Origin of the sequence: Algoriphagus confluentis, assembly GCF_036245625.1 — a bacterium.
GTDB classification, from domain to species: domain Bacteria; phylum Bacteroidota; class Bacteroidia; order Cytophagales; family Cyclobacteriaceae; genus Algoriphagus; species Algoriphagus confluentis.
The window spans coordinates 252,321-276,744 of sequence record NZ_BTPD01000005.1 but is presented as its reverse complement, the minus strand read 5'-3'; the positions used below and the strand labels follow the sequence as shown (position 1 = coordinate 276,744).

The window sequence follows — 24,424 nt, the reverse complement described above, 5'->3', positions numbered from 1 at the left end:
CCAAGAAATTTTTCCTGTGAGCCAAGCCGAAGATTTTTTGGAAAATATTTATTCCTATTGACAAAAACGGCCTCATGAAGATCCTTTTCGACTTTTTACGCCATCAAAAAAACAAAAAGATACCCTGGACCGCAAGGAATTAGGCAATACAAGGTAGCTCGGAAAAGATTGGTATCATTTTTCAACAGGAATGAGGAAATGAAAAAAATCATTCGAAAAAAATACCAACTAACCGCTCACTCATGAATGTCGCCAACACACAGATCCAGATGCGCAAAGGACTCCTCGAGTATTGCGTCCTGCATATCATCTCCCGGGGGGAAGTCTATACCACAGACTTGATCGAAGAGCTGACTCAAGCTCAGATGATCGTGGTGGAAGGCACACTCTATCCCCTGCTTAACCGACTCAAAACCGCCGAACTGGTCAACTACCGGTGGGTGGAATCAGAATCAGGACCGCCCAGAAAATACTATTCCATCACAGAGGAAGGAAGAAAATTTCTGGAAACGCTCTCCGAAACCTGGAAATCCTTGGTCAATTCCACTCTGGAAATCACCTCAAAAAATTGATCAGCGACTAATCACCACAACTTGAATCCCATGAAAAAGACGATAAGCATCAACATCAGCGGCATCCTTTTCCACATCGAAGAAGATGGGTATGATACCCTCAGAAAATACTTGGACGCCATCAACAGCCACTTCTCAGGCTATAAAGACAGCAAGGAGATCATTTCGGACATCGAAAACCGAATCGCCGAAATCTTCCTTTCCAACCTGAAAAACAACAAACAAGTCATCACCGCTGAAAATGTGGACAAACTCATTGAGAAAATGGGTACCATCGCCGATTTCTCCTCCATCGAGGAAGAGATGGCAGAAGACTTGGACGGAGAAAAAAACACTCAGGAGGATTTCTACAAATATGTGACTCCTCCCGGAACTACAGGAGGGGGCTACAAAAAACTCAAAAGGCTGGAAACCAAAAAAATCCTGGGTGGGGTCTGCGCCGGGATTGCCAACTATTTTACCGTGGATCCGCTTTGGATTCGGTTGATTGCCATTCTTTTGCTTTTCAGCGGCAATGTCAATTTCAACTTCGGGCTGTTTGACATCCTTCCTTTTGACAACTTCCGATTCAATCTGGGCCTGGGCTTTTTTGCCATAGTTGCCTACATCGTGCTTTGGATCATTCTTCCTGTTTCTTATGAAATAGTGGAAGATAAAAATATCAAAAAGCTATTTAGAAACCCCGACGATAAAGTTTTGGGAGGGGTGTCCAGTGGCTTGGCTGCCTACTTTGGGGTGGATGTCCTGTACATGAGACTGGCTTTCGTTCTCTTGGCATTTGCCGGTGGATCGGGAATCCTGATTTACCTGATTCTATGGATCATTACTCCGGTGGCGAGCTCCATCACTGAGCGAATAAAAATGAAAGGAGGAGAAATCACCCTGGATAGCATCGATTCTACCCTTAAGGAAACGATCAATCCTATACCTCCACAACCTGAATCCACAGGAAGAAAAATCCTGATGGCTCCATTCCGGGTACTGGGTAAGGTGATCGACGCGGTAGGCTCCGCTTTGGGACCTTTGGGGAGATTTATTGCTCAGGTAATCCGGGTTGTATTCGGTCTGATCATTTTCTTCCTCGGGCTTGCCTTGACTATCGCTCCTTTGATCGCCTTGTTTGCCTACTTTGGCGTAAGCGATGCAGACTATCGGGTTTGGCTGGAAAACTTCCCCGTAGAGCTGTTCACCAATTTAGTCCCTGTTTGGCTGGTCGTGGCCACTTTGGGACTGGTATTTATTCCGGGAATCATTATTCTTCTTTTGGGCTTGAGTGTGCTGGCGCAAAAAAATCTGATCGGGGGACGTTTTGGTTTGGTGGCCTTGGGATTGTGGCTCCTTTGTATAGGTATAGCCGCTTTCCAGATTCCTAAGATCGTGGTTCAATTCAAGGAGGAAAATACCCATGAGGTTAATTCTTCCCTTCCTGTAAGCAAAGGAACTTTGATACTTCGGGCTTTGGATGTGGATGATGAGGATATCTTCAATAAGGCCAATCTGAAAATTGTAGGAAGCCCCGACTCGTCGATAGTGCTTGTCCAGAAAAATTTCTCTAGGGGAAAAACCAAGGCAGAAGCTCTGGAAAACGCAAAAAAACTGGTCTACACCTATGCTGTTCAAGACTCTGTGGTCACTTTTGACGAAGGCTATGACTTGAGTCAACTGGAAACCTTCCGAGATCAGCGATTGAATCTGACCCTTAAAATCCCATACGATCGCCCCTTTATCATGGAAAGATCCATTTTGGAAATTCTAAGAAGCACCCTTTATGTAAATGGATACCGATCCTCGGATGTTCGACCTGAAGCCGTTTGGGTCTTCAATGAAGCCGGCCTGATCTGTTTGACTTGTCCCAAAAACGGGAACACCACCTCAGAGTGGGACGATTGGGAGGAGGAAAAAGCTAAGACTGATTCCCTGACCAAGGCCAATTTGGACAGTGTCAGCCGAGCAAAATTCAAGGATGCATATTTCATGATAGACTAACGCGTGGTGAATTCTTTCACTCAAAAAAGGCACTTGGAAGTGCCTTTTTTTGTACCTTCTGGAGTACAAATAGAAATTCTGATGGATGTAAAAGTCAAGTTTTTGGGAGGTTCTGGTTCTGTCACCGGATCTAAATATCTGATTGATTTGGGAGATTTTCAGTTTTTGGTGGATTGCGGGCTTTTTCAGGGGCCCAAAGACCTCAGAGAAAGGAACTGGGATAAATTCCCCATGCCGGTAGAAGACTTGGAAGCCATTGTACTCACTCACGGTCATCTGGATCATGTAGGTTATCTTCCCAAAATTGTCAAACAGGGATTTAAAGGCCCTATCTACTGTACAGAGGCTACAGCCGAGCTTGCAAAAATTCTTCTTCTGGACTCAGGAAAGTTGCAGGAAGAAGAAGCAGAGTATGCCAAAAAGAAAGGGTATTCCCGGCACGAAGATCCACAGCCACTATACACAGTAGAAGATGCAGAAGCAGTTTTCCCCCTACTCGTTCCACAGTCTTTCGAAAAGACATTTTCCATTGCCAAGAATGTGCAAGTCACTTTTTTCCACGCTGGACATATCCTGGGAGCTGCGATTGCCAAGGTGGTCATTCAGGGTGACACCCAAAGTAAAAAACTGGTTTTCTCAGGAGATTTAGGAAGATATCACGACCCGGTGCTCTATCCGCCCACTTCTATTCCCAAAGCAGATGTACTTTGGATCGAATCTACCTACGGAGATCGCAAAGCTCCTCAAGTCAAGCCTGAAGCCGAACTGGCATCAGCCATCAATGATACCTTTGACCGGGGTGGACTGGTCATCATTCCTTCCTTCGCTATAGGCAGAACGCAACTGGTTCTGTATCACCTTTACCAATTAATGGAGAAGAAAAAAATTCCAAAAGCCCCCATTTTTCTGGATAGCCCCATGGCAATAGATGCTACTAAATTATACTTAGATTACCACAACGACCACAGACTCACTGCCATGCTGGAGGAAAACGAGCATCCTTTCAAGCATCCTCAGCTCCATTATTTCCAAAAACAGCAACAATCCGTGACACTCAATGAGTACCGGGGTAATGCAATCATCATTTCGGCCAGTGGCATGGCTACAGGAGGACGGGTACTTCATCACCTTTTTCACCATCTCCCTTCCGAAAAAAACGGAGTAATTCTCGTAGGCTATCAAGCCGAAGGCACAAGGGGAAGGCGCCTGCTAGAGGGAGAACCGACAATAAAAATTTATGGTCAGGAGGTTCGGGTAAATGCCAAAATCTTCCAAATCGAAGGGCTATCTGCTCATGCAGACCAAGATGAACTGATGGAGTGGGCCGAAGGATTCTGTGACGTGCCCAAACTGACCTTTATTGTCCACGGGGAAAAAGATAGCGCAGAAGTACTTTCTCAAAAGCTAACCGAAGAATTAGGCTGGCATACAATCATCCCTCAATACCTTGAGTCCATAGTCCTCTTTGAGGGTATATGATTAAAATCCCGTCCAATCCAATTATGAATAGCTGCAGCCACACTTTCAAACTTCTCTTAATTTTGGTCATGCCCCTATTTTCGACCCTCCACTCCTGCAAGCCATACCAACCCGAAGGACAAGGAATTACCGGTACAATCACTTGGGTAGAAGGCAATCTGATGCCTCGAATTTCGGATACTGGGGAAGAGGCACCACCAAAACCTGAAGGAGTAAAACGTAAACTGGAGATATATCCCCTAGTGAGTATCAATGACATGAAAATGGAAGATGGGCTTTTTGTCTCTTTATCAGCTAAACCCGTAGCGGAAGTTGAGACAGATTCTAAAGGGAAATATAGCCTGCACCTTTCCCCGGGAAGATATTCTGTTTTCACTGTAGAGGAGGGAGGCCTGTTTGCCAATGTTTTTGATGTAGAGGGTCACGCCATGCCGGTCACCGTAAAGGAAGGGGAATGGACTTTAGTGGATATTGAAGTCAATTATAAAGCGGTGTATTAAAATAAAAAAGCCCTGAAAACTGAGTTTTCAGGGCTGACGGTGGGGGTAAAAGCAGGTTAATCTGCTTTTTCTTTCTTTGTAACAGATATGGTCAACTCGGTACCTTCACCGGAATAGTCCGCGGTAATCACGTCCCCTTCAGAAAGGTCTCCTTTGAGGATTTCCTCTGCGATAGCATCTTCAAGATACTTTTGAATGGCTCGGTTGAGCGGGCGAGCACCATATTGCTGATCGTAACCTTTTTCCGCAAGGAAATCCTTGGCTTTGGTTGTCAACTCGATTTGATAACCCAACTCGGTGATTCTGTGGAATAATTTACCCAAGCTGATATCGATAATTTTAAAGATATCTTCTTTGCTGAGCGAATTGAAAACAACCACATCATCGAGTCGATTCAGAAATTCGGGACTGAAGGCTTTTTTCAAAGCCGACTGAATGGTGGATTTCATGATTTCGTCCATATTCTCCTGCTTGGCACGATTGGCAAAACCAATCCCCGCACCAAAGTCTTTCAGATCTCTTACCCCGATATTGGAAGTCATAATGATGATCGTATTTCTGAAATCCACTCTTCTTCCCAATCCGTCGGTCAAGATTCCATCATCCAATACTTGGAGAAGAATGTTGAATACGTCCGGGTGAGCTTTTTCAATCTCATCCAAAAGCACCACAGAATAAGGCTTTCTTCGGACCTTTTCCGTCAATTGTCCCCCTTCCTCGTAACCCACATAGCCCGGAGGCGCTCCAACCAGTCTGGAAACGGAAAATTTCTCCATGTATTCAGACATATCGATTCGGATTAGGGAGTCTTCCTTGTCAAACAAGTAAGTGGCTAAGGTTTTGGCCAATTCCGTCTTCCCTACCCCGGTTGGGCCTAGGAAGATAAAGGAGCCAATTGGCTTTTTGGGATCTTTCAGACCTACCCGAGTTCGTTGAATTGCCTTGGTAAGTTTTTTGATAGCCTCGTCTTGTCCAATCACTTTACCTTTCAACTCCTCGCCCATATTTAGGAGTTTGTTTCCTTCATTTTGGGCGATTCGCTTGGCAGGGATTCCGGTCATCATAGCAATCACTTCTGCTACATTGTCTTCCTCTACAGTAAAGCGCTTGGACTTGCTTTCATCCTCCCACTTGGCTTTGGCGATTTCCAGTTGTTCGAGAAGCTTTTTCTCCTTGTCTCGGAGCTGAGCGGCTTCTTCGTATTTCTGGGATTTGACTACCCGGTTTTTCTCCGTTTTGATGTTCTCTACCTCTGCTTCGAGTTTGAGAATTTCCTCAGGCACATGAATGTTGTTGATATGAACTCGTGCACCTGCCTCGTCAAGGATATCTATGGCCTTGTCAGGGAGGAATCGGTCAGAAATATATCGATCGGATAGCTTGACGCAGGCATCAATGGCTTCAGGGGTGTATATCACATTGTGATGATCCTCGTATTTGTCCTTGATGTTGTTAAGGATCTGTATGGTCTCCTCTGGGGAAGTCGCATCGACCATGACCATTTGGAATCGCCGGGCGAGTGCTCCGTCTTTTTCAATGTACTGTCGATATTCATCTAAAGTGGTAGCGCCGATGCATTGGATTTCCCCCCTTGCCAAGGCCGGCTTGAACATGTTGGAGGCATCCAAAGATCCTGATGCTCCACCTGCACCCACGATGGTATGCAGCTCATCGATGAAGAGGATGACATTTGGAGATTTTTCCAACTCATTCATCACTGCCTTCATTCTCTCTTCAAACTGTCCCCGGTACTTGGTACCAGCCACCAACGAGGCGAGATCCAGCGTGACCACGCGCTTGTTGAAAAGCACGCGGGAAACTTTTTTCTGAACAATCCTTAAGGCAAGACCTTCAGCAATGGCTGTTTTACCTACTCCCGGCTCACCGATCAGGATCGGATTATTTTTCTTTCTTCTTGAAAGAATCTGAGCAACACGCTCTATCTCTTTCTCTCTGCCGATGATCGGATCCAGCTTGTCCTCTTCAGCCATTTTGGTCAGGTCTCTTCCGAAGTTATCCAAAACGGGAGTTCTGGATTTCTCGGAGCCGGGCTTGGATCCGCTTCCTGAACCAGGACCTGAAGAACCAAAAAGTTTGGATCCATCATCGTCACCATCTTCTGCTTCTGCTTTGGATCTAGGAGCTGAGCCAGGGTCGGATTGCATTTCCAGCATATCCTTGATGGTATCATATCCTACCTCAAACTTGTTGAGAATTTGAGTGGCGATATTGTCTTCATCCCTAAGGATAGAGAGCAGTAGATGCTCAGTACCTATCAATTGGCTTTTGAAAATCTTAGCTTCGAGATAGGTAATCTTCAATACCTTCTCAGACTGTCGGGTCAGGGGAATGTTGGCCATATTTTTCACATTATGATTGGCTGTGCCCTTTACCGCTCGTTCAATCGCGTTGCGCAACTCATCCAGAGGAACGCCCAATTTTTTAAGAATGGAAACAGCTACACCTTCTCCTTCACGAATCATCCCTAGCAAGAGGTGCTCTGTGCCAATGTAATCATGGCCCAATCGCAGGGCTTCCTCCCGGCTGAGAGAGATCACCTCTTTGACTCTATTTGAAAATTTTGCTTCCATTTAATTCCTTTCTGATTGTCTAATAAATCTGTACGTATGTTACCGAATTTGTTTTAAAAACACAATCATTTTAACGATTGTTCATTCTTTTTTTGCGGAGCTTTGGAGAACATTTCCGGCCTCAGGCCCCATGCAAAACAGCAAATCCAGAATGCTCAGGTTGGGCTCAAAGTCTAAGCCAAAAAGCTGGGGGTAAGCGGTGGGCTGATAGAAATTTCTTTCCCAAAAAGGCCTTGAAGGCACAATCAGACGCCTTTGTTCTAGAAAATCAGAGGAAACAGGCTTACTCTCAAATACGGATACTTTGACAGGCCATCGCAAAAGCTTAAGACATATTGTCAGCAGCTTATGGTTGAAATCCCATAGGCTTTCGATGTGATTTTCAAAAACAGGAAGATAATAGGGGAAGAAAAATTCAAAAAAAGGAGCTTTTCCATAAGCACTTTGAATTCCCCGAAGATGAACTGACTGCCATTTTTGGGAAAAGTCAATCTTAATTTGATCCAAAGGAAGCCTTGGACGCCTCCCTTGGATGGGGATGCTGAGTGTCTCGACCTTGTTGGCCAGCAAAATCCGGGTTCGGTTGAAATAGGACTGCCTTTGGTAGTCGTCTTTGGGAAAAAGAAGAATCTCTTCGGCCTCCAGAATCGAACTGAACCATTCCAAGTTAGGGAGGTAGTGTAGGTCGACAGCTATTTTCTTCAAGGATAGGGGATTGGTTAATGATTATTTATTTTCCGGTGTCCGTTTTCCGAAGGAGCAAGTAGGTTGACGATTGTATGTTGTAAGGCTGAGTGAGATCGAAGCCTTGTTTCTTTTTGCTTGTAGTCAGGCTAAGCACCTGAAAGACGGGAGTCTCGAAGTCCAAGCCCTGCTACTTGCTTCATGCTTCTTTTCCTTCTTAGAGAATTTCCTCCAAATTCCCCAGCCCTTCCCGAAGAAGTACAACTTCATCTCCGGTACAATCCAGAATAGTAGAGGGTACATTGGATCCGTATCCCCCATCGATGACCACATCCACGAGATTTTGATACTTTTCAAAGATCAATTCCGGGTCGGTACTATACTCGATGATTTCATCCTCATCATGGATGGATGTAGAGAGGATGGGTTGCCCGAGTTCCTCCACGATGGCGCGGGGCACTCCATGATTGGGAACACGGATTCCTACCGTTTTTTTATTGCTGTGGAGGATTTTTGGAACCTGGGAACTGGCTTCCAAAATAAATGTAAAGGGTCCGGGAAGGCCTTTTTTCATCATTTTAAAAACCGGTTTGGTAATTACCCGAGTGTATTGAGAAATATTACTCAGATCTGCACATACGAAAGAGAAATTGTGCTTTCGGGGATTGATACCCTTGATTTTACAAATCTTTTCCACTGCTCGCTGATTGGTGATATCACACCCCATCCCGTAAACCGTATCTGTTGGATAGATGATGATGCCTCCGTTTCTCAAAACATTCACTACGTGTCTGACTCTTTTGGGATCGGGATTTTCTTCGTAAAGCCTGATAAACTCGGCCATGGTTTTTTACCTTTCTTTTGAATCTACAAGCTTAACCCATTTTTCGATTAATTCGTGCACAATGGGCAAATCTGCAGGGGCCCAGTCCAAAGAAAGCAGGTCTTTTTCTTCCAACCAAAGGAATTGTTCATGCTCAGTAAGGTAAATTTCTCCTCCTGTCCAATGAGCTAGGTAGGGTATCAAGCAGATTTTCTTGGAAGGATAACTAAATTCGTTCGGGCTAATTTTTCCGAAAAGTTCTATTTCGATAGATAGCTCTTCCCTGATTTCCCTTTTCAGGCATTCTTCTGGACTTTCCTCCTCTTCGACTTTCCCTCCCGGAAACTCCCACTTACCTGGCAAGTCCATAGACTGGGAACGTTGAGTGGCAAGGACTTTTCCATCCGAGAAAATAAGTGCACAGGCTACCGGGATGATTTTCATTGCATCAAAAATAGGAAATGAGTAAGGTGAATAGCTATTCATTTTTCATCTTTTAAACTCATGTTTAGGAAACGAGTTTTTATTTTGGTTATCCTTTCTTCCTTTTTGACCCAAACTTCAAACCCATCTAATTGTCTGATTCCTCTCCCCGATTTTATTTTCTATTTTTGCCCCCTATGCAGCTCGAAAAGCGTAAAAAAATATTGCTCGTCGCCTTGGTATCCTTCTCGGTATTGGCGATTTCGATGACCTTTTATTTCTATCAGGTCTTTTTCAGTCCCAATACCCTTCCCGAAAAAGACCAACCCTATTATCTGAAAATTCCAACAGGTTCTGTTTTCAAAACAGTAAGTAGGCAGCTCTACGAAGATCAGGTAATCAACGATGCGCTCAGCTTCAGCTTTGTCGCCAAGATCCTTGATTATCAGGAGTCTGTCAAACCCGGACTTTATCAAATTGATCCAAAAATGAACAACCTTCAGCTCGTGCGGATGCTCCGCTCGGGAGATCAAGTACCAGTAAAGGTGACGTTCAATACCATCAGAACCAAAGCTGAGCTTGCGGAAAAAATAACGGCGAATTTGGAAGTGTCTGCGGAGCAATTTCTGGCACTTGTCCAAGATTCGGTCTATATCCGAAAGTTCGATTTCGAAGAAGAGACAATCCTCTCCCTCTTTATTCCAAATACCTACGAGCTTTGGTGGAATACCAGCGCCGAGGGACTTTTTGACAGAATGTACAAGGAGTATCAGGCCTTTTGGACAGAAGAGAGGAAACAAAAAGCTCAGGCTATTGGACTGACTCCTAAAGAAGTAAGCACTCTGGCTTCCATCGTTCAGGCAGAAAGCCAAAAGGCAGACGAGCGGGCAAAAATCGCAGGAGTGTACCTTAACAGGATGAAAATCGGGATGGCCCTGCAGGCCGACCCTACTTTGGTCTATGCCACAGGGGATTTTACGCTAAAGCGGATCCTTAACATTCATAAGGAAATTGACAGTCCCTACAATACATACAGGTACACCGGACTTCCTCCCGGCCCCATCAATTTGCCCGATGTCAATTCCCTCAATGCCGTTCTCAATGCTGAAAAGCATGATTTCATGTATTTCTGTGCCAAGGAGGACTTTTCAGGCTATCATGCCTTTGCCGTGACTTATAACGAACACCTAGCCAATGCGAGAAGATATCAGGCTGCCTTGAATGCCGCAAAAATATTTTAGCATGTTCCAAGCCGAAACCCAAATCCGTGTTCGCTACGCAGAAACTGACCAAATGGGCTACGTCTATTATGGCAATTACGCCATGTATTTTGAAGTGGCCCGCGTTGAAGCGATGCGATCAGCAGGTTTCTCCTACCGGAAAATGGAAGATGGCGGAGTGATGATGCCAGTGCTGGAAAGCCATTTTCGCTATCTCAAGCCAGGAAAATACGACGAGCTTTTGACCATCAAAACCACTATTCCCCAACTTCCGGGAGTACGGATTCGATTTGAATATCAAGTACTTAATGAGAGCCAAGAATTGATCACCGAAGGCTGGACCACACTTGCTTTTCTGAAAAAAGATACCCAACTACCTACCCGCCCACCGGGAATTTTGCTAGATTTATTGAAACGCTATTTTTAAGGAAAGTGGTCAAAGAAAAAATTTTCAAATACCGGGTACGGCTGCAGCTCAAAGCCAGACGATTGAAAAAAATCCACTTTGGCAGCCCGGAAAAGAATCTCTACGATGTCATCCGGATTTTTATTCAGCAACTCAAAAAAGACGATATCAACGAGCGGGCAGGATCCATGGCATTCAGCTATACCATGGCCCTGTTTCCCCTGCTTCTATTTATCTTGAATCTGATCCCCTACATCCAGGATATTTATCCCCTGGTGACCACAGAAAACATCCTTGCCTTCGTGCGAGGAATCATTCCACTGGGGATTTACCAAAACATAGAGTCTACCCTGATGGATATCGTATCCAAACCCCGGCAAAGCTTGTTGTCCTTCGGTTTTTTCTTTGCTCTTTTTGCCTCTACCCAAGGCGTGGTGTCCATGATGGACTCGTTCAATTCTGTCTACAGAACCCGGGAAAATCGGGGTTTTTTTGGCACAAGACTGATTGCAATCAGCATCGTGGTCGCCTTGGTACTCACCATCATTGCAGCCAGCCTGGTAATGATTCTAGGCGAAATTCTGATCAACAGGGTGGATGAGCTACATGTGTTCAACAGCAGCTTCATGTACTTTTTGTTCAACAGCCTCAAGTTTTTCATTCTTCTGGCCGTCTTCTTCATTACCTCTGCCTTCATTTTCCGGTTTGCACCTGCAGTACATGACAAGTGGAATTTTTTTTCCATCGGAGCTCAGTTGTCGGGTTTTTTGATTACCCTGGGCTTTTATGGATTCATCTTTTATCTGGAAAACTTCGCCAGCTACAATAAGCTGTATGGGTCTATAGGAACTTTGATTGCCCTGATGCTTTGGCTTTACCTCACCTCCATCTTTGTGCTGGTGAGCTTTGAGGTCAATGTAAGTTTGGATTTGGCAGAGGAAAAGCAAAAGGAAAGGGAAAGAAGGAGAAAGATTTTATCCGGCAATTGATCCCATTTATCCCAACATAACCACTCAATTCTACTTTCTAAACGGAAATTTTTGATTAGTTTCCCAATAAATGTCCCTCCCTTTTTTACCCTATCTTTAAACCATGAATAAATCCCTTCCTTCAATAGTTCTGTTATTCGGAGCTGTGGCAGTATTCAGTTGCAGCAATCCGGAAGAAAAATCCATCCCTGACGCAGAAATCAATGCCTGGTTTGATGCCCAATACGAGGAGCTCCTCCTTATGAGCCCTCTTCAGCTGACCACCCAAGGCCGGAAGGATAAATATGATCAAATAGATGATATGAGTGAAGCCGGGGAAGATCAACGCTTGGCTTGGATGGAGGCTAGTGTGAAAGAGATGAAAGAAAAATTCCCGTTCGAATCCCTGAGTCCTGAAGCCCGTGTATCTTATCAACTGTGGGAATATCAGTATGAAATGGAAAAATCGGATGTGGCCTTCAGAAGGATGAATTATGTGTTCAATCAAATGTCGGGCCCTCATACCCTTTTGCCCAACATGCTGATTAATTATCACCGCGTGGATGAATCGAGCGATATGGAGGCCCTGATCAATCGCTATCAGGAGACGGGAAGAGCAATCTCTCAACTTTTGGAACGTGCCCAACTACAGACTGCAGGCGGGATAAGGCCGCCTAAATTCGCTTATGACTATGTGATCCAGCAGTCCAAAGCCTTGCTTCAAGGACAACCCTTCACACCGGAAGGCCCTGAAGCTCCGCTTTGGAAAGATGCATTATTGAAAATCGAAAAGTTGGAAAAGGAGGACAAAATCACCTCTGAACAAGCGCAGTCCCTTCAAAACAAGGCAAAAGCGGCATTGGTAGAAAAGCTGAAGCCTGCTTATGAAGAATTGATCGCTTTTCTTGAATCCGAACTACCAAGTTTGGAAGAAAAACCTACGGGGGTCAGTCGGCATGAGCTGGGCAATGCCTATTATGCACAAAAACTCAAAAGTTCAACCACTACCGAGCTCACAGCGGATCAAATTCATCAGATAGGCTTGGATGAAGTCAAGCGAATCCAAGGAGAGATGCTCGCCATCAAAGATCAGGTGGGATTCCAAGGAGATTTGAAGGAGTTTTTCCAATTTATCAACAGTGATCCACAGTTTTTCTATCCGGATACAGACGAAGGTCGTCAAGCATATTTGGACGAGTCCACTTCCTTTTTGGATGAAATCAAGACTAAACTACCTCAGTATTTCGGAATACTACCCAAAGCCGATTTGGTGGTAAGGAGAGTGGAGGCTTTCCGTGAACAGCCCGGAGCTCCACAACACTATAGCCAAGGTACCCCCGATGGAAGCCGACCCGGAACCTATTATGTCCACCTTTCGGATATGAAAGCTATGCCCAAATCCACCATGGAAGGTGTCGCCTACCATGAAGGCAACCCCGGACATCACATGCAGGTAGCCATTGCCCAAGAACTGGAATCAGTGCCGAAGTTTCGCACTCAGATGAATTTCAATGCCTATGCCGAAGGTTGGGCCCTGTATTCCGAAGCTTTGGCCAAAGAGATGGGCCAATATCAAAACCCCTACTACGACTTCGGCCGCTTGGTCAACGAAATCTGGAGGGCCATTCGCTTAGTGGTAGACACAGGCATCCATTCCAAGGGTTGGACGGAAGCTGATGCGATCCAGTATTTCACAGAGAACTCTTCCATTGCTCCCGGTGCTATCCAGGCTGAAGTCCGTCGCTACATGGTCATTCCCGGTCAGGCAACCGGCTACAAGATAGGTATGCTGAAAATTCAGGAACTACGAAAAGAGGCCGAGACTGAATTGGGTGACCAATTTGACATCCGCCGATTCCACGACCGGATTTTGGGGGGAGGAGCTTTACCTTTGGATATTTTGGAAAAAGAGGTGAAGCGATGGATTGAGGAGGAAAAAGTCAGAGCGGAATAATCAGTCACAGCAGGTTGTTTTCTGAATTCAGAAATCTGATGCAATCTCTGACCGATAGCTAAAAAAATTAAGCAATAAGAAATCAGAGAGTTAAAAGAAAAAGCGGATAATGGTTTTGAAAAAAATCAGAATCCGCTTACTTTTGCCCACTCGAAAATAGAGATCACAAAACAGAGGAGTGGCAGAGTGGTCGATTGCGGCGGTCTTGAAAACCGTTGTACCGAGAGGTACCGGGGGTTCGAATCCCTCCTCCTCTGCAAGACAAAACCCTAACTATCTGAAATACTGAGAGTTAGGGTTTATTTTTTGAATTTAGTAGCGAATTTAGTAGCGAATCTGGCTAATTTTTGAATTTATACTTCCTGGCACTGTTCAAAGGCATCCAAAGAACTTATCAGCTATTTTTTTAAAAGTCTACAAGGAGTTAAAAACTCCCCACCTACAACTGACAAGTCCTGAGAAAGGTCAAATCGGAAATTCGATTTAATCTTTGCGAATTTCTATCCTCGAACAATTCGTACGGTACGAAGTGTACGAGGCGTACGAAGTGTACGAATTACAAAAAGTTTTAGAATCCAAAAAGAACCTTCAATGCCACGAAAGACCCCAAAAGAAAAAAGCTAAAGGAACCAAGGCTAACCAGTCTAAACCCTTTCTTCGAAAGAAATGGCTTTTCCAAATGTGAATCTTGGACCAAGGAAAGTATAAATCCAGTTCCTAGAAAAAAGATGACGATCAAAAGTGGCTCCAGCATATTAGTTCAAAAGGTGTAGACTTAAGATTATCCAAGCTACAAAAAACATTAATTTCATCACAAAGGGAGATTGAATCCTCCCCTATGTTTGGGAGCTGAAATTTAATTGGCCAATGGATGTGACCTGCAAGAATCAAATTCCAATTTTTTCTTTTTGCTGTATTAGGAGTTTTTTTTTAGCTATCAGTTTATAAACAAACCCAGCTAGAAAATTTTTAAGTTGACCAAATTAATCTTTCCAAATTAAAGCTGGCGTCATTTATCACCATAATGCCCATAGGCACCTAAAATCGTCACGACGATCTTTGTTCCATCAATCAGATATACAAGCCTGTGTTTTTTATCTATCCTTCTCGACCAGGTGTTTTGCTGGAAGTGTTTGAGTCTTTCCGGTTTCCCAGTGCCCGTTTCAGGGTGTTGCTTTAGTTCTTGGATAAGGGAGAAAAGTTTCTTTAAAATAACTTTGTTTCCGGTCTTCTTCAGCTTCTCAATATCTTCCAGTGCCTCAAATGTATAGTCAATCTCAAATATCATATACCAAGTAGATCCTTCAATTGGTCTTCAGACAATTTTACAGTTTTACCTTCGGAGTAAGACTGAAGACTCCTGGCCAACCGCTCCTGTACGGCTGGATCATCAAAGAATCGGTCATTTTTTACTTCGTTTGAAATTTCATACACTTTGTCCTTTCCCCGCTGAATGATCACACGCTCATTCTTATCAATCAGGTCTAAATATTTTTTTAGATTTTGCCGAAACTCTCTTATGCTTATTACTAACATGGATTCAAATTTTGTGTACACGTAATGGTACACAAATTTAAAAAAAAAGGTTCAAAATTTTAGGTAAAAGATGATTTAAACACCACTTGATCCATCAAGAAATTTCTGGTATCATTTTCCCAATTTGATTTGAAAACACAAGATCAAATTTACTCCTCACTTAAAAACCTATCTATCTGCCCCACAAACCATCCACCAAATCCCAAATTGTCATAATCCACCTGAAACCCGGTTAGGTGATCACCTTCATATTGTATAATTGCACAATGGGTCTCGAGTTTCTGCTGAAGTTTCATAGCGGAAGCGTAGGTGGTAACTTTATCATTTGATGCTGTTAAAATCAAAATAGGGCAATCGATGGATTCAAGGGATTTTTTAAACTCACTGCTATTTTCAGGAAGAAGAATCTCTTTACCCTGTTCTTTATAGTAACCCACAATTCCATCAGGATCAGTGACAAATCCTTCCCCAATGATGAAATCAATCTGACCTTTAATCTGTGGATAGGCTCTTGAGGCTATGGTCGTTCCCATCGACATGGCCCAGATTCCCAGTTTCTTATTTGGGATTTCTTTTGAAATGGTTTCGACCACCGCTTGCAGATCCCAAGCAAATTCCTCATAATAAAGGTATTCCTTCTGGATCTCGAAATCTTGGCTTTTCCCAAATCCTCTATAGTCAAACGTGACTACCGTATAGCCAGCATTTGCCAAGATGGTGGCATGGTAGACGAAATAGGACATATTCCCAGCATCAGGATAAGCAAGAATCAAAACCGTATCCTTGTCATTTTCCGGTTTGGCCTCATAAATCCAAGTATTGAGCCGAAAGCCATCTTGGGTGTGGATATCTAGTTGCAGATAATTCCATTTGACTGAATCTGGAGTTCGGATATATTCTCGATCGGGATTTATTGAATAAACAGAATTGAAGCTAAAGAGCAGTAGGAAGAACAATATTGCTTCTGTAGATTTTTTCATAGCGATTTGAATTTTAAATTTCTTAGCGAGCTCCAGAAAGAATTATACTCTTTTATATAAATACATCTTTATTTATTTACACAAATATGCATAACTACTTTGATTCTAAATCGTAAATTAATAAATTGATTATCAAAGCATTCAATTATGTGGCCGACTATAAAATTTTTAGGAACCATTTTCATCAGCTTCATAGCAATGATTGGAGCATTGGGAGCAGAGAATCCTTTTCCGCTTTTTGCGGTTGCGTGGGGGATTTGGATACTCTATATCGTAAGTCTACGGACAAAAAGAAAAAAGGAATTGGACAGAGAGCGACTAATCCGGGAAATTTTGGATAAGCTCTAAAAACAGCAAAAATTTTAAATTGGCATACCCCCATCTCTTAATTCCCTCAAGCACGCTGCTAGCTTGATTGAGTCTCCATCGTCAAGTACAGAAATAGCTAACAAACACAATTCCTTTAGGCGGCGTCCAGCTGCAAGTCGCTCATAGGGTAACTTCAAATTAGTGACACAAATTCTCCAAATCTTCCTACGGATACGCCCTTCCAACGTCACCAACTGCACCCTGAGATGCTCTTCTTCAAGTGTTAATTTTCTTGACATTTTCATGTCAATATTTTAAACACTTAATATCGCTATTGCAAGGCACCCCCCCTTTACTTTTTAAAAGTGACTTGATGTTAAAGGTTTAAGCAATGGAGATTTCAGATCAAAACTGAAAGCCTGTTAGTTTTCCAGATTCCACATCCACCTGTCGGCTGAAGCTTTCCAATCACCAATATGTTCTCCTGATTCCCAACGCCAACTTTTAATTCGCAAGCAATAATAAAAAACCTCTCCTTCTTCTTTGTCAAAATTATTTGTGATGAAGTACCTTTTTACTTCATTCCTAGTAGGCATCTCAAACCATAAATTTTCCCAATTCCTTGATCTACAAATCATAGTATTTTGATTTGGTGAAGCATTAAACTTCAGGAAAGAATTGGCCCATTTTTCACCAGCAAATCAGTAGTTGGGCTTTTTTTACTGCAAAAAATCAAAGCTTAATTCAAAAAATCTTAAAAAACCTGTATGATAACCATGTGATTCAATTTTCAATGAATCACAAATAATAAAAACTAAATATTTTTATATAATTTCTTATAGTTCAACCGTTTGAGGTCTAAACTACTTTTAAACATGAAGAAAAAAATCTGGCTCCCCGTTTCATTGATATTCATTGCAGGAATCTATTTTTTTTACCAATTCTTCCTCATCGATTTTTTGAATCCTTATGATAAATCTTTTAAGGATTTCGTAATTAAATCCTCAACTCCAATAGAAAACATAGATCCAAAAAATTCTAACTACGAAGGCTATGAAAAGATTGCCGCGGCAATCGGTGATTCAAAAGTTGTTTTTTTGGGTGAACAAGATCATGGCGACGCCCCTACATTTTTAGCTAAAACTAAAATCATCAAATACTTGCACGAAAAAATGGGATTCAATGTATTGGTGTTTGAAAGTAACTTTTTAGGGCTTAATCAATCTCTAGCCAATCAAACAGATTTAAGGTTTTCCACCAGAGAAGACTACCGCGATTTCATTTTCAAAATCTGGACTAACTGCATGGAATGTACCGAACTTTTTAGCTACTTAGATTCAATTCGCTCATCAAGTAATCCTATTCATATATCAGGTATGGATTCAAGGCTTAGTCATTCTGGCGTGGGGCCATTCCCAATTACTCATTTCATTCAGAGTTTAGCAAATGAAAACCTCTTTTCAGATGACTCAGAAAAAGAAAGTATAACCAAGATTCTAGAAGAATTAGTTAAAAATGAATATGATTCCGATCTTTCTTCAGATAGAGTTGATTCACTTTATAGTTTTTTTAATAGGGTTGAAAATAAATTAGTACAAAGCTCCTTCTTATTCCAAGCAGTAAGAAGTTTAAGAGGGTTTACCTCTTCTGCTCTAGATTCCACAGACAGCAATAATCCCAGAGATATTCAGATGAGTGATAATTTTTTATGGCTAAAAAAAGAAGTCTTTCCTGATGAGAAAATTATTGTTTGGGCAAGTAGTTACCACTTGTTTAAAGGATTTAGAGATTTGACTTATCCGGTCTTTAAAACTGACACAATTAATGCTGGAACTTTGATTGCAGATGAAATTGAGGACGAATTGTATATTTTAGGTTTTACATCCAATAAAGGCAAAGCAGGCAGACTTTACCTTCCGAAATATGACCTGAAAGAGCCAAGACCGAATTATTTTGAGGCTTTTGTTGAAGAAACTGAGGCAAAATATGCGTTTCTCAATTTTTCAAATAACGATAGCTCTGGATATAAAAATCTAAACTTCTGGATGAAAGGTCTATTGCATACACCTAATTATTTTTATTGGACTAGGATGCTCGATGGGGTATTTTACATAGAAGAAATGTACCCTTGTTCAGATGTGCTGAACGTTGACAAATATGCCGTTGATTAGTTGAAACAAACGTCTTGTCAATTTCTTATATAAAAAGGGGGATTACTCCTCCCCCTCTTGGTCAATTCCAAGGATATAATTGGCTGCTTGATGCGCCTTTTGAGCAGCATAGATTAACATTTTTGGATCGTCCTCAAGCAACTTAAGCCATCTCTTTAGATAAGCTAAAGAGTTTTTGAAATTGGTGTCCTTGATCCCGGCAAAAGCATTCAAAAAGCTGGCTCCCATTTCGGCGATCAATTCCTCTTTTGAATATTCCACCGAACCAAAGCCAACTAAAGCCGGTCTTTCTGCAAATCTTCCTAATCTACTGTAATGGCCTGTGCTATGAACCTTTCATGAAAAAGAACAGAATAATATTGCTCGTCACCTTTGAAGGATTCCTTTTCGGCATATTGATAAAATCTCTGGAAGGGCTGTAAAATGCCTCGTCTCCTTCATGAACAATATTTGGACAAGTGGTGTAGCCTGCAATAATGGATTCGCAAGTTTCGATTGGGGAAAAAACCCTTTCCTCGGCAGCTTCAATGGAAAAATCAATTCCTTCTATTTGATCGATGTTGAAAACCTTCCAGATAAAGGGGGTAAACTTCCTTCCAAAAAGGCCTTCGTTTTCACCTTCTGCATTGGTAGCCTTTCTTTTAACAAATTTGGAAATCTTCCAGAATACGACTTTAGAACCTTTCTCTGGATTATGCTTCAAGGGGAGCATATTCTTCATTATCTGAAAATCTCTTGTAGTACTACGCTAAGCCACGCTACAATAATTCATTATCTAAATTGTTAGATTGATTATAAAAAAACTTCTTAATAAAGATTTTACCTAAATCGATAATTAACTATCAAGTTGTTTTTTGTTTTGTTGAAAATTAAATTTATTTTTAACTAAATACGAACCCATGAAAAGCTTTTCAAAATTCTTAATCCCAAGTGCAATTGCACTTATTTTCCTTCAAAATTGTAATCCCAAAGAAGAAATCCCATCGGTTTCTACTGTTTGGGAAAGGGCAGAAGGATTTGGTTTAGATCCACTTTTGGGAAGTAATCTATTGAATCAAAAATTATTCGTCACTTCCGAATCAGGGAGATATCCAAATGCAACTCTTGATGGGCCGAATGATTTTCAAGGCTTTGGAATTGAACAAAATGCTCCCGGCAGGTACAGATTTCCATCTTCTGATAAAGTTGTTGCGTCAAGGAATGATAATTTCATTGTCCTCGAAGCCCCAAAGAATGTTGGTTTAACCGGCAAAGGATTAAGGTACAATATGAAAGAAATAGATCCTGACTTTCAGTATTTCTTTGATCTTCCTTACTTTTTCAGTGATGCAATAGGCATTGACAAAAATGGAACTGTGTTAATCCCTTATCATAGTGCGAGTAATGGATTTGCAAAAAGCTCCCCTGACTTTCTCCTGTTCAAAACAAAACTTGTGGATGGCGAACTTGAAGTTCTAGAATTGAAATTGATAAAAGAAAACTTCATCCAGGGAATGAATTCGGTTACTCGGGTGAATTCCTTTGATAACTTTTTTCAAATTAGAATCGGACCAGATACCTATAATATAGGAGAAGATGAAAAGCCGAAATTAAAACATGAGCACCTCACAAAATCATTTCAATTCGGGAATGAAATTATATCTTTTGGAGCCTTGTTTGGACAAAGCAGTCCCCTTTATGCCTATCGCTCTGATCTCAATGGACAGAATACCCAATTGATAAATACCTTCGATGACCCATCGATCTTGCAATTGGAATTTACGATAGTTGATGGAAGGATCATTGGATATGGAAATAGCCAGCTATTTTTGATCGATCTTCAAGAGAATAACATTAAAATCACTGAACTTGACAATACGGGACTTAAAGGAAGCTTTATAACATCTGTTACAATGGCAGATGCCAATAGGGTATTAGTAACATCTGCTCCTATTCCTGGCTTTGATCTTGCAGGTGGATTTTATAAACCTATTGAAGAATTATTTAAACCAAGGGTTACTGCAACCCAATAAAAAAAAACCGGATTTGCGTCCGGTTTTTTTGGTTAAAACATTTTTTTCCCTTTTAAATTTCTTTTATTCCAGTGATGGCAAAAAGCCCTAAAGTTGGAAAGTTGAACGAGGTATGTCTGACACGGGGAAAAGGCTTAGGGATAGCAGTGGAAATCCTTTTCTTGGAAGGACCAAAGGGAAGGATAAAAAAGATTGGAACGGTAAAACGACCCCGTGGGAGAAGTCTAAAATCATCCATTCCGAACATGGAAAATGCAAATAATTTCATAATTCTTTGCTTAATGGTGGTCTAAAGAGGGGGGATTACTCCTCCCCCTCCTGGTCAATTCCAAGGATGTAATTGGCTGCTTGATGTGCCTTTTGAGCAGCATAGATCAGCATTTTTGGATCTTCCTTAAGTGGCTTAAACCATCCTTTCAGATAAGCCAAGGAGTTTTTGAAATTGGCATCCTTGATTCCGGCAAGAGCATTCAGAAAACTGGCTCCCATTTCGGCGATCAATTCCTCTTTTGAATATTCCACCGAACCAAATCCAACCAAAGCCGTTCTTTTTGCAAATCTTCCTAGTCTGCTGGTATGGCCTGTGCTATGGATCATTTCATGAAATAGGACTGAATAATATTGCTCGTCTCCTTTGAAGGATTCCTTTTCCGGCATATTGATAAAATCTCTGGATGGGCTGTAAAATGCCTCGTCTCCTTCATGAACAATATTCGGACAGGTGATGTATCCTGAAATGATTGATTCGCAAGTTTCGATTGGTGAGAAAACCCTTTCATCGGCATCTTCAATGGAAAAATCGATACCGTCTATTTGAGCGATGTTGAAAACCGTCCAAATAAAGGGGGTAAACTTTCTTCCAAAAAGGTCCTCGTTTTCTCCTTCTTCGTTGGTAGCCTTTCCTTTTACAAACTTGGAAATCTTCCAGAATACGACTTTAGAACCTTTCTCTGGATTATGCTTCAAGGGGAGCATATTCTTCATTATCTGAAAATCTCTTGTAGTACCACGCTAAGCCACGCTACAATAATTCATTATCTAAATTGTTAGATTGATTATAAAAAAAACTTCTTAATAAAGATTTTACCTAAATCGATAATTAACTATCAAGTTGTTTTTTGTTTTGTTGAAAATTAAATTTATTTTTAACTAAATACGAACCCATGAAAAGCTTTTCAAAATTCTTAATCCCAAGTGCAATTGCACTTATTTTCCTTCAAAATTGTAATCCCAAAGAAGAAATCCCATCGGTTTCTACTGTTTGGGAAAGGGCAGAAGGATTTGGTTTAGATCCACTTTTGGGAAGTAATCTATTGAATCAAAAATTATTCGTCACTTCCGAATCAGGGAGATATCCAAATGCAACTCTTGATGGGCCGAATGATTTTCAAGGGTTTGGAATTGAACAAAATGCTCCCGGCAGGTACAGATTTCCATCTTCTGATAAAGTTGTTGCGTCAAGGAATGATAATTTCATTGTCCTCGAAGCCCCAAAGAATGTTGGTTTAACCGGCAAAGGATTAAGGTACAATATGAAAGAAATAGATCCTGACTTTCAGTATTTCTTTGATCTTCCTTACTTTTTCAGTGATGCAATAGGCATTGACAAAAATGGAACTGTGTTAATCCCTTATCATAGTGCGAGTAATGGATTTGCAAAAAGCTCCCCTGACTTTCTCCTGTTCAAAACAAAACTTGTGGATGGCGAACTTGAAGTTCTAGAATTGAAATTGATAAAAGAAAACTTCATCCAGGGAATGAATTCGGTTACTCGGGTGAATTCCTTTGATAACTTTTTTCAAATTAGAATCGGACCAGATACCTATAATATAGGAGAAGATGAAAAACCGAAATTAAAACATGAGCATCTCACAAAATCATTTCAATTCGGGAGTGAAATTATATCTTTTGGAGCCTTGTTTGGACAAAGCAGTCCCCTTTATGCCTATCGCTCTGATCTCAATGGACAGAATACCCAATTGATAAATACCTTCGATGACCCATCGATCTTGCAATTGGAATTTACGATAGTTGACGGAAGGATCATTGGATATGGAAATAGCCAGCTATTTTTGATCGATCTTCAAGAGAATAACATTAAAATCACTGAACTTGACAATACGGGACTTGAAGGAAGCTTTATAACATCTGTTACAATGGCAGATGCCAATAGGGTATTAGTAACATCTGCTCCTATTCCTGGCTTTGATCTAGCAGGTGGATTTTATAAACCTCTTGAAGAATTATTTAAACCAAGGGTTACTGCAACCCAATAAAAAAAAACCGGATTTGCGTCCGGTTTTTTTGGTTAAAACATTTTTTTCCCTTTTAAATTTCTTTTATTCCAGTGATGGCAAAAAGCCCTAAAGTTGGAAAGTTGAACGAGGTATGTCTGACACGGGGAAAAGGCTTAGGGATAGCAGTGGAAATCCTTTTCTTGGAAGGACCAAAGGGAAGGATAAAAAAGATTGGAACGGTAAAACGACCCCGTGGGAGAAGTCTAAAATCATCCATTCCGAACGTGGAAAATGCAAATAATTTCATAATTCTTTGCTTAATGGTGGTCTAAAGAGGGGGGATTACTCCTCCCCCTCTTGGTCAATTCCTAGGATATAATTGGCTGCCTGATGTGCCTTTTGGGCTGCATAAATCAGCATTTTAGGATCTTCCTGTAGTGGCTTAAACCATCCCCTCAGGTAGGCTAAAGAGTTCTTGAAATTAGCATCTTTAATTCCGGCTAGCGCATTCAGAAAACTAGCTCCCATTTCGGCAATCAATTCCTCTTTTGAATATTCCACAGAACCAAAGCCAACCAAAGCCGGTCTTTCTGCAAATCTTCCTAGTCTGCTGGTATGACCTGTACTATGGATCATTTCATGAAAAAGGACTGAATAATATTGCTCGTCTCCTTTGAAGGATTCCTTTTCTGGCATATTGATAAAATCTCTGGATGGGCTGTAAAATGCCTCGTCTCCCTCATGAATGATATTCGGACAGGTGTTGTAGCCTGCAATAATGGACTCGCAAGCCTCAATCGGAGAAAAGATTTTCAGCTCCTCTTCATTGAAAGAGAAATCAATTCCTTCAATCTGATCGACATTGAAAACGGTCCAAATAAACGGAGTGAATTTTCTACCAAAAATATCTTGGTCCTGTCCATCTTCGGTGGTGGTTTGCCCTTTGACAAACTTGGAGATTTTCCAAAATACAACCTTTGAACCTCTTTCGTCTTTCTTGACATTTCCGCCAAGGTGCTTTGCCTGATTATAGGTCAGGAAATAAGGACTTTTGAATTTCTTGGAGATGGTCACCCAGGCTAGCCAAAGTGCATTGAATCCCAGATAGGGACGGTTCGAAGCATAATTCTTTGGAGAGTTTTTAGGACTCCAAACTTGTTCCCAAGTAAGGTTCTCATTTTGGATACCTTCGATGATTTCGTTGGTAACGGTCTCCGCTAATTGGTTGAAATTTTCCCAAGCTTTCATGGTCGTAGTGTTTTAAAGTGTGACAGAAAAGGATAGATAAAGAGATTGTTTAGTTGTTTGCCAGCCCAATAAAGCCCAGTTATATCCAAGGATATTAGGAAGATCGACCCGACACTTAACCCGAGATTTTTCTCGAGTACAAGGGGTATTTTTTTGGAAGTGAAGGGCGATATGTGGGTATGAAGTGACATTTTTTTTATCCACTGGTATTGAGGTTCTGACCGACATGCAACCCAAGGAGTGTGGTTCTGCATAGGGCAAAAGCCTGGGATAAAAAACTGGGAGGCAGTCCGTAGGAGACCCTGTTTTTTAGATCAGGGCGGAG

At 41.6% G+C, this 24,424-nt stretch carries 21 protein-coding genes, 1 tRNA gene and 1 pseudogene; 12 read left to right on the top strand and 11 right to left on the bottom strand.

Annotated elements, in window-relative coordinates; genetic code table 11:
- Positions 1-242 precede the first annotated feature (242 nt).
- From AAA943_RS09480 to AAA943_RS09465, 4 genes are all read left to right on the top strand, one after another.
- The gene (locus tag AAA943_RS09480) at positions 243-572 is read left to right on the top strand and encodes a PadR family transcriptional regulator (RefSeq protein ID WP_338223989.1); all 330 of its coding nucleotides are present in this window, start codon (positions 243-245) and stop codon (positions 570-572) included.
- Between the two features lie 30 nt (positions 573-602).
- Entirely contained in the window at positions 603-2,558 is a 1,956-nt protein-coding gene (locus AAA943_RS09475; RefSeq protein WP_338223988.1) for a PspC domain-containing protein, read from the top strand.
- Positions 2,559-2,639: 81 nt separating this feature from the next.
- Complete coding sequence (locus AAA943_RS09470) at positions 2,640-4,037, top strand: MBL fold metallo-hydrolase RNA specificity domain-containing protein (RefSeq protein WP_338223987.1); 1,398 nt, start codon at positions 2,640-2,642, stop codon at positions 4,035-4,037.
- A gap of 68 nt (positions 4,038-4,105) precedes the next feature.
- A complete protein-coding gene (locus AAA943_RS09465) occupies positions 4,106-4,537 on the top strand; it encodes a carboxypeptidase regulatory-like domain-containing protein (RefSeq protein ID WP_338223986.1) in 432 nt (143 codons plus the stop codon).
- Between the two features lie 56 nt (positions 4,538-4,593).
- Here AAA943_RS09465 and AAA943_RS09460 read toward each other — a convergent pair whose 3' ends face one another.
- From AAA943_RS09460 to AAA943_RS09445, 4 genes are all read right to left on the bottom strand, one after another.
- Complete coding sequence (locus tag AAA943_RS09460) at positions 4,594-7,128, bottom strand: ATP-dependent Clp protease ATP-binding subunit (RefSeq protein ID WP_338223985.1); 2,535 nt, start codon at positions 7,126-7,128, stop codon at positions 4,594-4,596.
- Between the two features lie 81 nt (positions 7,129-7,209).
- Positions 7,210-7,833 (bottom strand): WbqC family protein, encoded by a 624-nt coding sequence (locus tag AAA943_RS09455; RefSeq protein ID WP_338223984.1) that lies wholly within the window; start codon positions 7,831-7,833, stop codon positions 7,210-7,212.
- 196 nt (positions 7,834-8,029) lie between these two features.
- Complete coding sequence (locus tag AAA943_RS09450; RefSeq protein WP_338223983.1) at positions 8,030-8,656, bottom strand: L-threonylcarbamoyladenylate synthase; 627 nt, start codon at positions 8,654-8,656, stop codon at positions 8,030-8,032.
- A 6-nt stretch (positions 8,657-8,662) separates the two neighbouring features.
- Positions 8,663-9,121 carry a (deoxy)nucleoside triphosphate pyrophosphohydrolase gene (locus AAA943_RS09445; RefSeq protein WP_338223982.1) on the bottom strand — a complete coding sequence of 153 codons (459 nt, stop codon included), beginning with the start codon at positions 9,119-9,121 and terminating at the stop codon, positions 8,663-8,665.
- Between the two features lie 134 nt (positions 9,122-9,255).
- On the opposite strand from AAA943_RS09445, the gene mltG reads away from it, so the two are divergent.
- The 5 genes from mltG (at position 9,256) to AAA943_RS09420 (ending at position 13,863) form a co-directional block, all read left to right on the top strand.
- Positions 9,256-10,299, top strand: a complete 1,044-nt coding sequence (gene mltG / locus AAA943_RS09440) for an endolytic transglycosylase MltG (RefSeq protein WP_338223981.1) — start codon at positions 9,256-9,258, stop codon at positions 10,297-10,299.
- A 1-nt stretch (position 10,300) separates the two neighbouring features.
- Positions 10,301-10,705, top strand: a complete 405-nt coding sequence (locus AAA943_RS09435) for an acyl-CoA thioesterase (protein ID WP_338223980.1) — start codon at positions 10,301-10,303, stop codon at positions 10,703-10,705.
- 5 nt (positions 10,706-10,710) lie between these two features.
- A complete protein-coding gene (locus AAA943_RS09430; RefSeq protein ID WP_338223979.1) occupies positions 10,711-11,673 on the top strand; it encodes a YihY/virulence factor BrkB family protein in 963 nt (320 codons plus the stop codon).
- A gap of 103 nt (positions 11,674-11,776) precedes the next feature.
- Positions 11,777-13,606: a DUF885 domain-containing protein gene (locus tag AAA943_RS09425; RefSeq protein ID WP_338223978.1), complete on the top strand. Its 1,830-nt coding sequence runs from the start codon at positions 11,777-11,779 to the stop codon at positions 13,604-13,606.
- A gap of 172 nt (positions 13,607-13,778) precedes the next feature.
- A tRNA-Ser gene (locus AAA943_RS09420) sits at positions 13,779-13,863 on the top strand.
- 752 nt (positions 13,864-14,615) lie between these two features.
- On the opposite strand, the gene AAA943_RS09415 is transcribed toward AAA943_RS09420, so the two are convergent.
- From AAA943_RS09415 to AAA943_RS09405, 3 genes are all read right to left on the bottom strand, one after another.
- The gene (locus tag AAA943_RS09415; RefSeq protein ID WP_338223977.1) at positions 14,616-14,894 is read right to left on the bottom strand and encodes a Txe/YoeB family addiction module toxin; all 279 of its coding nucleotides are present in this window, start codon (positions 14,892-14,894) and stop codon (positions 14,616-14,618) included.
- Positions 14,891-15,142 carry a type II toxin-antitoxin system Phd/YefM family antitoxin gene (locus tag AAA943_RS09410; protein ID WP_338223976.1) on the bottom strand — a complete coding sequence of 84 codons (252 nt, stop codon included), beginning with the start codon at positions 15,140-15,142 and terminating at the stop codon, positions 14,891-14,893. Before AAA943_RS09410 ends, AAA943_RS09415 begins: the two co-directional genes overlap by 4 nt.
- Before the next feature lie 149 nt (positions 15,143-15,291).
- Complete coding sequence (locus AAA943_RS09405) at positions 15,292-16,122, bottom strand: alpha/beta hydrolase (RefSeq protein WP_338223975.1); 831 nt, start codon at positions 16,120-16,122, stop codon at positions 15,292-15,294.
- A 1,184-nt stretch (positions 16,123-17,306) separates the two neighbouring features.
- On the opposite strand from AAA943_RS09405, the gene AAA943_RS09400 reads away from it, so the two are divergent.
- A complete protein-coding gene (locus AAA943_RS09400) occupies positions 17,307-18,602 on the top strand; it encodes an erythromycin esterase family protein (protein ID WP_338223974.1) in 1,296 nt (431 codons plus the stop codon).
- A gap of 42 nt (positions 18,603-18,644) precedes the next feature.
- Here AAA943_RS09400 and AAA943_RS09395 read toward each other — a convergent pair.
- Positions 18,645-18,875 (bottom strand): annotated as a pseudogene (locus AAA943_RS09395) (zincin-like metallopeptidase domain-containing protein); the annotation flags it as partial.
- 52 nt (positions 18,876-18,927) lie between these two features.
- Positions 18,928-19,323 (bottom strand): zincin-like metallopeptidase domain-containing protein, encoded by a 396-nt coding sequence (locus AAA943_RS09390; protein ID WP_338223973.1) that lies wholly within the window; start codon positions 19,321-19,323, stop codon positions 18,928-18,930.
- Between the two features lie 178 nt (positions 19,324-19,501).
- Between AAA943_RS09390 and AAA943_RS09385 the strand changes: the two genes are divergently transcribed.
- On the top strand, positions 19,502-20,614 hold the full coding sequence (locus AAA943_RS09385; protein ID WP_338223972.1) for a hypothetical protein: 1,113 nt from the start codon (positions 19,502-19,504) through the stop codon (positions 20,612-20,614).
- 303 nt (positions 20,615-20,917) lie between these two features.
- Here AAA943_RS09385 and AAA943_RS09380 read toward each other — a convergent pair whose 3' ends face one another.
- A complete protein-coding gene (locus AAA943_RS09380) occupies positions 20,918-21,598 on the bottom strand; it encodes a zincin-like metallopeptidase domain-containing protein (RefSeq protein WP_338223971.1) in 681 nt (226 codons plus the stop codon).
- 179 nt (positions 21,599-21,777) lie between these two features.
- Here AAA943_RS09380 and AAA943_RS09375 point away from each other — a divergent pair, with 179 nt between their 5' ends.
- Complete coding sequence (locus AAA943_RS09375; RefSeq protein ID WP_338223970.1) at positions 21,778-22,890, top strand: hypothetical protein; 1,113 nt, start codon at positions 21,778-21,780, stop codon at positions 22,888-22,890.
- A gap of 303 nt (positions 22,891-23,193) precedes the next feature.
- On the opposite strand, the gene AAA943_RS09370 is transcribed toward AAA943_RS09375, so the two are convergent.
- Complete coding sequence (locus tag AAA943_RS09370; RefSeq protein ID WP_338223969.1) at positions 23,194-24,099, bottom strand: ArdC family protein; 906 nt, start codon at positions 24,097-24,099, stop codon at positions 23,194-23,196.
- Positions 24,100-24,424 lie beyond the last annotated feature (325 nt).

Excerpts from the sequence above, each read along its gene's own strand:
- AAA943_RS09480 (WP_338223989.1), top strand. The coding sequence starts at position 243 with ATGAATGTCGCCAACACACAGATCCAGATGCGCAAAGGACTCCTCGAG.
- AAA943_RS09405 (WP_338223975.1), bottom strand. The coding sequence starts at position 16,122 with ATGAAAAAATCTACAGAAGCAATATTGTTCTTCCTACTGCTCTTTAGC.
- AAA943_RS09370 (WP_338223969.1), bottom strand. The coding sequence starts at position 24,099 with ATGAAAGCTTGGGAAAATTTCAACCAATTAGCGGAGACCGTTACCAAC.
- AAA943_RS09375 (WP_338223970.1), top strand. The coding sequence starts at position 21,778 with ATGAAAAGCTTTTCAAAATTCTTAATCCCAAGTGCAATTGCACTTATT.
- mltG (WP_338223981.1), top strand. The coding sequence starts at position 9,256 with ATGCAGCTCGAAAAGCGTAAAAAAATATTGCTCGTCGCCTTGGTATCC.
- AAA943_RS09425 (WP_338223978.1), top strand. The coding sequence starts at position 11,777 with ATGAATAAATCCCTTCCTTCAATAGTTCTGTTATTCGGAGCTGTGGCA.
- AAA943_RS09470 (WP_338223987.1), top strand. The coding sequence starts at position 2,640 with ATGGATGTAAAAGTCAAGTTTTTGGGAGGTTCTGGTTCTGTCACCGGA.
- AAA943_RS09445 (WP_338223982.1), bottom strand. The coding sequence starts at position 9,121 with ATGAATAGCTATTCACCTTACTCATTTCCTATTTTTGATGCAATGAAA.
- AAA943_RS09410 (WP_338223976.1), bottom strand. The coding sequence starts at position 15,142 with ATGTTAGTAATAAGCATAAGAGAGTTTCGGCAAAATCTAAAAAAATAT.
- AAA943_RS09385 (WP_338223972.1), top strand. The coding sequence starts at position 19,502 with ATGAAAAGCTTTTCAAAATTCTTAATCCCAAGTGCAATTGCACTTATT.
- AAA943_RS09475 (WP_338223988.1), top strand. The coding sequence starts at position 603 with ATGAAAAAGACGATAAGCATCAACATCAGCGGCATCCTTTTCCACATC.
- AAA943_RS09390 (WP_338223973.1), bottom strand. The coding sequence starts at position 19,323 with ATGAAGAATATGCTCCCCTTGAAGCATAATCCAGAGAAAGGTTCTAAA.
- AAA943_RS09465 (WP_338223986.1), top strand. The coding sequence starts at position 4,106 with ATGCCCCTATTTTCGACCCTCCACTCCTGCAAGCCATACCAACCCGAA.
- AAA943_RS09415 (WP_338223977.1), bottom strand. The coding sequence starts at position 14,894 with ATGATATTTGAGATTGACTATACATTTGAGGCACTGGAAGATATTGAG.
- AAA943_RS09435 (WP_338223980.1), top strand. The coding sequence starts at position 10,301 with ATGTTCCAAGCCGAAACCCAAATCCGTGTTCGCTACGCAGAAACTGAC.
- AAA943_RS09400 (WP_338223974.1), top strand. The coding sequence starts at position 17,307 with ATGAAGAAAAAAATCTGGCTCCCCGTTTCATTGATATTCATTGCAGGA.
- AAA943_RS09460 (WP_338223985.1), bottom strand. The coding sequence starts at position 7,128 with ATGGAAGCAAAATTTTCAAATAGAGTCAAAGAGGTGATCTCTCTCAGC.
- AAA943_RS09450 (WP_338223983.1), bottom strand. The coding sequence starts at position 8,656 with ATGGCCGAGTTTATCAGGCTTTACGAAGAAAATCCCGATCCCAAAAGA.
- AAA943_RS09380 (WP_338223971.1), bottom strand. The coding sequence starts at position 21,598 with ATGAAGAATATGCTCCCCTTGAAGCATAATCCAGAGAAAGGTTCTAAA.